General features: G+C 73.9%; 4 protein-coding genes. All 4 read right to left on the bottom strand.

Going from position 1 to position 3836, the window contains the following annotated elements:
- Positions 1–2071: 2071 nt before the first annotated feature.
- Positions 2072–2629 (bottom strand): hypothetical protein, encoded by a 558-nt coding sequence (locus NBZ85_RS28810; protein ID WP_261563102.1) that lies wholly within the window; start codon positions 2627–2629, stop codon positions 2072–2074.
- Positions 2626–2940, bottom strand: coding sequence for a hypothetical protein (locus NBZ85_RS28805; RefSeq protein WP_261563101.1), 315 nt, complete (start codon positions 2938–2940; stop codon positions 2626–2628). Before NBZ85_RS28805 ends, NBZ85_RS28810 begins: the two co-directional genes overlap by 4 nt.
- The gene (locus NBZ85_RS28800) at positions 2937–3209 is read right to left on the bottom strand and encodes a hypothetical protein (protein WP_261563099.1); all 273 of its coding nucleotides are present in this window, start codon (positions 3207–3209) and stop codon (positions 2937–2939) included. Before NBZ85_RS28800 ends, NBZ85_RS28805 begins: the two co-directional genes overlap by 4 nt.
- Positions 3206–3836: hypothetical protein (locus tag NBZ85_RS28795; protein ID WP_261563097.1), on the bottom strand; the 631-nt coding region annotated here is incomplete at its 5' end. The genes NBZ85_RS28795 and NBZ85_RS28800, both read right to left, overlap by 4 nt.

Raw genomic sequence — 3836 nt, 5'->3', positions numbered from 1 at the left:
CCGCAGACCCCGCACCGCACCAGCGCGCCGAGATGCGGCGGCAACACCGCACCGCACGCCGCAGCGAACCCCGTAAAGCCGTAGGCCGACCGGGACCGCATGCAGTGCCGCACCGTAAACCCCACACCGGCGCACCGCACCCGTTCGCCGCCGCACCGATGCGTCGGCGCCGCCGCAGCATGCCGGATGGCTGGGCTGCGCAGCGACGCACCCGACGCACCCGGCGCAGTGCAGCGCAGCGAGGCGGTGCACTGCGGCGCAGCAGCGCACCGGCCGGTGCACCGGCGCAGCGCAGCGCACCGGTGCACCGGCCGGTGCACCGGCGCAGCGCAGCGCACCGGCGCAGCCTGCCGCGTTCACCGCCGGCGCATCGGTGCGCCGCACCGTGCGCAGCTTGTGGAAGGCCGGCGCACGGCTGCGTCGACGCACCGCATCAACCCCGGTGCACGGCCCTGCCATGCCCCGGTGCGACGCATCGGGCGGCGCAAACCTGCAGGCCAACCCGGCAGTGCATGCACTGCACGCCGCCGACCCGACTGCGGCGCACCGCATCCCTCTCTGCCCGTGCGGCGCATGCCGCACCGCGCCGCAAGGCCCTGCGGCGCACGGCACCCCGACGCAGCAGACCGGTGCACCGCAGCAGCGCACCGCGACCGAGGTGCGGCCTCCCGTTGCACCGCACGGCCTGCCGGCCGATCACCTCGCCGGTGCACCGCACACCCCCGTTGCACCGCAGCAGCACGCCATATCACCGCACATCCGCAGCAGCCCGCCGCACCGCACCAGCCGGCGCCGCATGCCGGACGGCTGGGCGCCGCAGCGCCGCACCGGGCGCCGTACGGCCGTACGGACCGCACCGCACCGTACGGCCCCCAGCACCGTACGGGCCGCAGCACCGTACGGCCCGGCCATACAGGCAACCCCCGCACGGCCCCGCCGCACCGCACCGCATCTTCGCCGTACGGCCGTGTGGCTACGGGGCCGTATCGGCCGCACCGCCGGTCCGTACGACGTTGGCGATGCGGACCGCACCGTACCGGATGCCGTATCACCGCAGGTCAGCACCGATGGTTGTACGGAGGGCACCGCCTCCGCACCGGTCGGGCGAACCCCCGGTGCGGTCCGCACCGTACGGCCGGCGCACATCCCGCTGTGCCCGTGTGGTGCCTGCCGCACCGCACCGTACGGCGCCGCACCATACGGCGAACCGGCCACCGTACGGCCGGAGACCGCACCGCCGCCCGCCGCACCGTACGGGCCGCCGGCGGGACCGTACGCCACATCGGACCGCACCGCACCGTACGGACCCTCCGCACCGTACGGGGCCGCACCGCACCGCACCGCAACCGAAGTACGGCCCGCCGCCGCACCGCACGACACCGCCGCACCCTGCGGCGGGCGCCGCACCGCAGCACCGCACGAACCCTGCGGGATGCCGGCGCACGACTCTGCCACCGCATGCGCCGCCGCACCGCACGAGCCCGCCGCACTGCGGCCCACCGCACCACACACCGCATATCCGCAGGCCAACCCGGCACCGCATGCGGTGGGCATCGCGGACCGCACCGCACCCCGCAGCCCTGCGGCGCCGCACCAACCGCACCGCATGCGGCGGGCACCGCAGCCCCGCAACCGCGCCGCAGGCCGGCCACCGCACACCGCAGCACCGCAAGACGCGCCGCAACCGCACCGCAGCGTCTGCGGCGCCGACCGCAACCGCAAGGCCGCAGCCCACCGCAGCGGCACCGCAAACCAGCTCCGCAACCGGCGCACCGCAACCCACCGCAACGCCGCACACCGCAGCACCGCAAAGCCCCGCAGCCGCACCGCAGACCGCAACCGGACCGCAGCGCCGCACACCGCAACGGCACCGCGGCCGGCCACCGCAACCCGGCCGGCACCGCAGCACCGCAAAGGGGGCGCCGCAGACCGCAGCACCGCAGCACGGTTCACCGCAAAAACACCGCAGCCCCGCACACCGCACCGCAGGCACCGCACCCATGCGGTGCGATCCTGCGGTGGCCGGTGTGCGGGGCTGCGGTGGTAGCGGACAGACCCCCGCGGAAACGGCCTACGCCGCCCTGATGATGGCCGCGGTCCGCCAACGCGCCGCGACCCACCCGCTGGCGCAGCCAAGGAGAACGCGCAAACCACGCCGGTCGTTGCGGACTGCCGCAGAGAGATCAACGAAATCGACGAACAGCTCGGCGATCTGCCGGCAGTCACTCCGATCCAAGTCGGGAACCCGCCGGTCTATGCATCCACCGTCCCGGGCCTCGTTGGCCTGCAACACGGAGAAGATCGTGCATGCGGCGGCGGCAACCAGATCAAGAGTCCCGACGGTGTCCGACGACAGCACACCGAACTCGCTGTCGCCGCGGAGCGCGGCAGCGATGTCCTCGAACACGGCGATCGCGTCGTCTGCGCTTCCGGCGTCGGAGTGCTGGTTCATGGCGTTGTCCATTTCTTCGACCAGCCGGCCGGGGACGGCTTCGGAGTCGTGGGCCAGGGTGCTCACCGGCAGGACGGCCGAGGTCAACGCCTTCGCCCGCACGGCCGTCGAGGGGTTGCCCTGCTGGTTGAGCGGGTCGACGTCGACGGGGGCCTGGTCGAGGGGGCCGCAGGTCATCGCACGTCTCCTTTCTGGTAATCCGCTTCGGCGGAGATCCGGGCGTCCAGGTCGGCTTGGAGTTCGGTGAACCGCTCGTCGCAGACACGGGCGACGGCGATCAGATGGCGGATGTGCCCGGCCGCGATATCCACCGAGCCCGGCATGGTCAGCGCGGCCTTCAGGCCGGGCATGCGGACGCAAAGCGCCGACGATGCGACCAGATGCGTTCCCCGCCAATCCTGGCCGGTGACCCGGGCGCTGGCACGGGCCATGTCGGCTGCGGTCGGCTCGAGTTCGTCGGCGGTGAACCGCGGGTCGATGCGGCTCATCGCGCATCTCCCGTCCGGCCGTTGGGGAGCGCGGCGGCCAGTTCCTCGAAGACGCGGCGGGCGGCGCGCATCGCCCGGATTGCCGCGGCGGCAGCCTGCATGTCCCCGGTGGTCAGGGCGGCGGTCAGCGCGTGCACGCGCACGGTGGACACCGACAGTTCCATCCGCAGCGCCCACAGGTCGGAGCAGTCGGCGAACGCGGCCCGCGCGTAGGCGATGTCCTGCTCGGTCAGTTCCAGCGCGGCAGCGGGAATCAGAGGGGTGTTCATCGCGCCATGGCCTTGAACAGTGCGCGGGCCGCACGCACGTCGTCGCTGTCTCTGCGGCCGTTCAGCGCGTCGGTGAGCGCCGCGTGCAGGGTGCCGGCGACCAGCTCCCAGCGGGTGACCGTGTTCCCCGTCGGTTCGGCGGCGGACAGCATGGCCCTGGCGGCGTCCACCTCGGCGTCGGTCGGCGAGGGCACTCTCTCGACGGCCGCGGTGACCATGTCGCTGTGGTCACGGTCCAGGATGAAGATGAGCTGCGCGGACTCGTCGCCCATGCAGTCCCACGGCTGGTGGCCGCCGACGAGGATGGCCGCGTCGGGGACGTCTGCGAGGGCCTCGCGCAGCACACCGGCGGCGGCGGCGGACCTGGCGGGCGAGGCGTGGACCTGCTCGTGGGGGACGACGACGGACAGCAGCCGCGCTTGCGGGTAGTCGTCGGGGACGTCGTAGACAGGGTGGAACAGGTCACCGTGGCCGCCGAGCGGCTGGTGGGCGCAGTGGTGCGGCAGCTCGCGGGGCGAGATTTCGACCGGGCCGCGGTGGTCGCGCAGGTCGGGGACGTCGAAGGTGGCCGGGATGGTGCGGCGCGCCGCCGGCTGGGTGGGCTGGTGCTGCGGGGTGCTGCTCGGC

Origin of the sequence: Frankia tisae (genome assembly GCF_025403405.1) — a bacterium.
Classification (GTDB): Bacteria; Actinomycetota; Actinomycetes; order Frankiales; family Frankiaceae; genus Frankia; species Frankia tisai.
This window is presented reverse-complemented; position numbering and strand designations above follow the sequence as displayed.